The 5246-nt window shown below is 57.6% G+C and carries 5 protein-coding genes and 1 pseudogene; 4 read left to right on the top strand and 2 right to left on the bottom strand.

The genetic code is table 11. The annotated features are described in order from the left end of the window. Window positions 1–111 precede the first annotated feature (111 nt). From DQW77_RS17725 to DQW77_RS17705, 4 genes are all read left to right on the top strand, one after another. The gene (locus tag DQW77_RS17725) at window positions 112–1371 is read left to right on the top strand and encodes a recombinase family protein (protein WP_258523918.1); all 1260 of its coding nucleotides are present in this window, start codon (window positions 112–114) and stop codon (window positions 1369–1371) included. Continuing rightward, window positions 1368–1757: a hypothetical protein gene (locus tag DQW77_RS17720; protein WP_113259658.1), complete on the top strand. Its 390-nt coding sequence runs from the start codon at window positions 1368–1370 to the stop codon at window positions 1755–1757. Before DQW77_RS17725 ends, DQW77_RS17720 begins: the two co-directional genes overlap by 4 nt. Before the next feature lie 520 nt (window positions 1758–2277). Continuing rightward, window positions 2278–3189 (top strand): DNA methyltransferase, encoded by a 912-nt coding sequence (locus DQW77_RS17710; RefSeq protein WP_113259654.1) that lies wholly within the window; start codon window positions 2278–2280, stop codon window positions 3187–3189. Beyond that, a complete protein-coding gene (locus DQW77_RS17705; protein ID WP_113259652.1) occupies window positions 3186–3965 on the top strand; it encodes a site-specific DNA-methyltransferase in 780 nt (259 codons plus the stop codon). Before DQW77_RS17710 ends, DQW77_RS17705 begins: the two co-directional genes overlap by 4 nt. On the opposite strand, the gene DQW77_RS17700 is transcribed toward DQW77_RS17705, so the two are convergent. Both DQW77_RS17700 and DQW77_RS17695 read right to left on the bottom strand, forming a co-directional pair. Then, the gene (locus DQW77_RS17700; RefSeq protein ID WP_113259650.1) at window positions 3958–4995 is read right to left on the bottom strand and encodes a 4Fe-4S dicluster domain-containing protein; all 1038 of its coding nucleotides are present in this window, start codon (window positions 4993–4995) and stop codon (window positions 3958–3960) included. The genes DQW77_RS17705 and DQW77_RS17700 overlap by 8 nt on opposite strands. Window positions 4996–5117: 122 nt before the next feature. After that, window positions 5118–5246, bottom strand: a pseudogene (locus tag DQW77_RS17695) (IS481 family transposase); the annotation flags it as partial.

Raw genomic sequence — 5246 nt, 5'->3', positions numbered from 1 at the left:
CAGAAAAAGCAAAGCCCACAGACGAGCCTGCTATATGGGGGGCGCTCGCCTGTGGGCTTTGCTACCCCCCAGGTGGGTCATTTTTAAATGATCACGATGGGTCAGTTTTGAATGCAGATTGACAGGCTGGAGCAAGAGTTCAACTCGCTCCACGCCCAGCGCGAGGCCTGCGAGGCGTTCATCGCCAGTCAGCGCTCCGAGGGCTGGGTGCTGGTCCGCGATCAGTACGACGACGGCGGCCTCTCGGGCGGCACGTTGGACCGCCCCGGCCTGCAGCGGCTGTTGGAAGACATCGAGGACGGGCTCGTCGACGTGGTGGTGGTCTACAAGATCGACCGCCTGTCGCGCTCGCTCGCCGACTTCGCCAAGCTGGTCGAGGTGTTCGACCGTAATGGCGTGACCTTCGTCTCCGTGACGCAGTCCTTCAACACGACCACGTCGATGGGCCGGCTGACGCTGAACATCCTGCTCAGCTTCGCCCAGTTCGAACGCGAGGTGACGGCTGAACGCATCCGCGACAAGGTCGCCGCCAGTCGGAAGAAGGGGATGTGGATGGGCGGGGCGCCGCCGTATGGCTACCGCGTCGAGAACCGGAAGCTGGTGGTCGATGAGGACGCCGCCGAGCATGTCCGCTGGATCTTCGCCCGCTTCCCCGAGATCGGCTCCGGCACGGAACTGGCACGCGAGGTGGCGAAGCGCGGCATCCGCACGCCCCGCGGCAACCGGATCGACAAGAAGTACCTCTACCGGATGCTGAACAACCGCGCCTACATCGGCGAGGCGGTCCACAAGGGCGAGAGCTATCCCGGAGAACATGACGCCATCGTCGACCGCGAGACATGGGAGCGCGTCCACGCCATCCTGCAGGAAAGCCCCCGCAAGCGCGCCGCACGCACCCGCGCCGAGACGCCGGCGCTGCTGAAAGGGCTGCTGTACGGGCCGGACGGCGCCGCTTTCTCGCCGACGCACACCCGAAAGGGAGAGCGCCTCTACCGCTACTATGTCAGCCAGACGGTGTTGAAGCACGGGGCCGGATCCTGCCCCATCGGCCGCGTGCCCGCAGGCGAGATCGAGGCCGCCGTCATCGACCAGCTTCGCGCTGTGTTCCGCCAGCCGGAAATCGTTGCAGGAACGTGGAAGGCGGCGCGCGAACACGCCGACGACATCACCGAGGCAGACGCCCGTGGGGCACTGCAGCAGCTCGATCCGTTGTGGGACGAGCTTTTCCCGGCCGAACAGGCGCGGATCGCGGCGCTGTTGGTCGAGCGCGTGGAGTTGGGCACGGACGGGCTCAACGTCCGGCTCCGGGTGGACGGCCTCAACGACCTCGCGCGCGAGATGCTGGCCGGTGGACTCGGAGAAGCTGTGTGACGCGCAGCGTGCCAATCCCCGACACCGTGACACTTCACGTCCCGTTCCGCGTCGCGAAGCGCGGCGGGCGCAAGGAAATGCATTTGCCGGAAGGCGCCATCCAGCCGCACAAGGCCGACAACACGTTGGTCAAGGCGCTGGCGCGCGCGTTCCGATGGAAACGGATGCTTGAGTCGGGCGAGTTCGCTACCATCGCCGAACTGGCCGAGCGCGAGGGCATCGCGCCCTCCTACATGACCCGCGTCCTGCGCCTCACGCTCCTCGCGCCCGACATCGTCGAGGCGATCCTGGACGGGAGCCAGGGGGCAGAGGTGACGCTGGCGCAGGTGCTGGAGCCGTTTTCGTTGGAGTGGAAGAAGCAGGCCCAGCGATTCACGCCAAGTTGACCAGATCGGTCCCGCCACTTCTGGTGCCAAGACTCAGCCGCCACGCTTACCCGCATGCCTGGCTCGCCTCCGTTCTTCCTTCATCGCCAACACGCCGATGAACCGCTTCGCCCGTCGAACCGGAGCGCCGCACAGCAAACACTCCGGCTCAAGGCCGACCGCCTACGCCACCCTACGAATGCCTCCGACACGAGACCAGCCACGTCGGTCTACGGACCGACTTGTGGTTTTCCGCCACTTTATGCTGAGGGCGTGTTGCGTCAGTCTACCATATATGCGACACAATGTTCCAGAGTGCTGCACTTTGCAGCAGAGGGATAGGGTTACCGATGCAAAAGAGCCATCGCATCTCCATTGGCGTTTCCGATGAAGAGCACGCCGCTCTCCAAGCAATCGCACAGAAGCACGATGTATCGATGGCATGGATAGGTCGCCAAGCAATCCTGGCGTTCCTATCCAGCTATGAGCAGAACGAGAACAAGGCACTTCTTCCCCTCAGCGGTGCAAGTGAAGGTCCATAATGAACAATACACGAGCAGCCTCGAACGCCGACCATGACGTTCCGACGGAAACCCCTTCGACGGACGAAGATGAGCGTCGCATCGATCCGCGCAATCAGCTTAACGAGTTGACCGCCAAGGAATGGATTGTCGAAACGATATCAGTGTGGAACCAGCGTGGACTAGGGGCCGGACACCCTGATGCACGAATTGAGCGGCAGCACCCTGCGCCATTCTCGTTCACTGATGTTGGCCGTTTGATCCGTTACTTCACAAAAAGCGGACAGACGGTCCTCGATCCGTTCGTGGGGGTAGGTTCGACCCTGAAGGCATGCGCTGTCGATCAACGCAAAGGTATCGGCATTGAGCTCAATCCAAAATTCGCAGAGCTTTCGAGAGAGCGACTGACGACTGAGATTGCCGATATGTTTTCAACCGTGGAAGATCAGCAGGTTCTTGAGGGCGATGCGCGTGATATACTGCCAACCTTGGCTGACGAGAGCATCGACTTTGTCGTCACTTCTCCACCGTATTGGTCCATACTGAAGAAGGAGGACCACAAAGTCCGTCAAGAGCGGCTCGCCAACGGCCTTTCGACAGACTACGGCGAAGATGAGCGCGACCTTGCGAAAATCGAAAGCTACGAAGACTTCCTCGTTGAGCTTACGGCTTTGTTTGGAGAGTGCGCACGCGCGCTTAAGCCGGGAAAGTATATGGCCATCGTGGTCAGCGATTTCCGTGAGAAGTCACGATACATAATGTTTCATGCCGATTTGGCGAGGTCACTGGAGGATGTTGGCCTTGAAATGCGGGGATTGAAAGTCCTCTACCAGAGACACAAAAAGGTTTATCCGTACGGATACCCTTACTCATACGTACCCAATATCCACAATCAGTTCATCCTCATCCTGCAAAAGCCGAAGAAAAAATGACCAAGGAAGAAATTCACGTTGGGGACTGCATTGATGGAATGCGGAACCTTGAAGGCGAGAAGTTCAATCTTATCATTGCCGACCCACCATATAACCTGAAAAAAGACTTTGGAATTTGGAAAGAGGACGAAAAGCGCGCGGAGTGGAAAGACTGGTCGCGAGAATGGCTTGAAGCTGCCTATCAAGTGCTTTCCGACAAAGGCAATATATTTGTCTACGGAATTCACCATCATCAGTGCTGGATTCAGTGTATGATGTATGAGATCGGCTATGTCTACCGTCGCCAGATTATCTGGCATTACGAAAATGGCTTTGCCGGATATGGTAAGCGTTCGCTCAATGCTTGCTATGAGCCGATTTTATGGTTCTCAAAAAGCCAAGACTACATATTTCACGAAGTTCGCGAGCCCTACAAAAGCCAAGAGAGACTGAAGCACAAAATCACGAAGAACGGAAAAGTCTGGACCCCGAATCCGGAGGGGCGTATGGCTGGCGACGTATGGACGTTTCCGGTTCTGGCTGGGCGCCGCTTTCGCGACGAGAAAGTAGATCACCCCACGCAAAAGCCGCTGTCGATTTCAAGACGCCTGGTTAAGCATTTCTCGAACCCCGGCGACACGGTGCTCGTGCCATTCGTAGGAAGCGGAAGTGAGTGTGTTGCTGCCGTCATGGAAAATAGGGGGCATCTCGGCTTCGAGCTGAACCCAGACTATGTCGAGATCGCTCGCAAAAGGCTTTCAGATACAAAAAACGACATGGCGGAAAGTCTTATTTAGGCGGACGATAGGCACCCGGATAAGGCTCTTCGTCTGCAAAACTCAGACATAATGCGACAATGGAGCGATATAGGTCGGTTTCCCCAGATACCGTCGTAAAAGTATTTCCGTTAACTTCATCTATCTTGCCGAAATTCCAAGCTATCATACATAGCAGGCCCATTGTGACTGTGCGGCAGCGAATGTCGAGAACGTTTTCTATGTCATCTATGACTTGGTAGTATTCAACCCGGACGTTGGGCAACGAGCCGATAACGGACACAGGGATTATATCTGATCGAGCCACGCCAAAGCGTCCATGCAGGACTGCAATGTCCTCCAAGAGGGCGCGGGGCGATTCCAGAACTGAAGCGCCCGTCTCCAACTCCACGATCCCGATTTGCCCCGACGAAAATCGCAGGAGACCGTCCATCCGGATATTTGTATCTCCTTTGCGGCGCATACTTGCCGCAACGCCAGTTACCGCAAAAAGGTTTCGTGCCAAGCGCGTTGCCTCGGTGTCTGTCATGGCCTCGAGAACAATGGGGAGGCTGCGCGCGAACAGTGTGCGCGGCGTACCAAGCGCACCTTGGCGACGAAGCTTCTCGTGGGGGGCACTATCATCGACTGCGTGAACTGTAATGCCGTCCGGATCAGTTGCTTCGACTGTAGCCATTCCATCGTCATTCAGGTTGATCGCCCCGTACGGACACCGCAACGCGCAGAGCCCGCAGCCGACGCAGGCGTCAGGATCAATGCGAGGAGCCGCCTCTGCGGAATTCCAATCGATAGCATTCGTTGGGCAGACATCACGCGACGGATCACCAGGAAACGCGCCCAGAGTGCCGCCAAGGCTAAGCTCACCCTCAGTCAATTCTATACACGGAGCGTCGTGGCAGCCAAGGCAGGTCGCACGACCCGAATTGCCGTCACTAAGGAAAACAGTCGCGCGCTCCTCAGGTACAAAGACGATTTCCTTGGCTTTGCTTCGAAACTTCCGTAGACGGCCTTTATGAAGAATGGAGTCCTTGTGAGGAACAATATCAGACATTGAGGAACCCCTTGAGATGGGAAAGTTGCTCCTCGTCGACTGAAACCGCTTCGGTTATTGACTTTATTGCTAGATGCGTAAGTGACTGCAGATCTAGGACGCCAATTTTGAATCCAAAGGTAGCTGTCGGATCCCGGAAGGTAGTATGGCCGTTTCCTGAACAGGTCGGGCTTGAGTTTGTGCCAGTCTTTCATCGCCTGCAAGGGCGTCTTGCTGCCCAGGGCTGATTGCGGGAGCTGCTGGTTGTAGAG

This window comes from Roseovarius sp. TE539, assembly GCF_003298505.1.
GTDB lineage: Bacteria > Pseudomonadota > Alphaproteobacteria > Rhodobacterales > Rhodobacteraceae > Roseovarius.
This window is presented reverse-complemented; position numbering and strand designations above follow the sequence as displayed.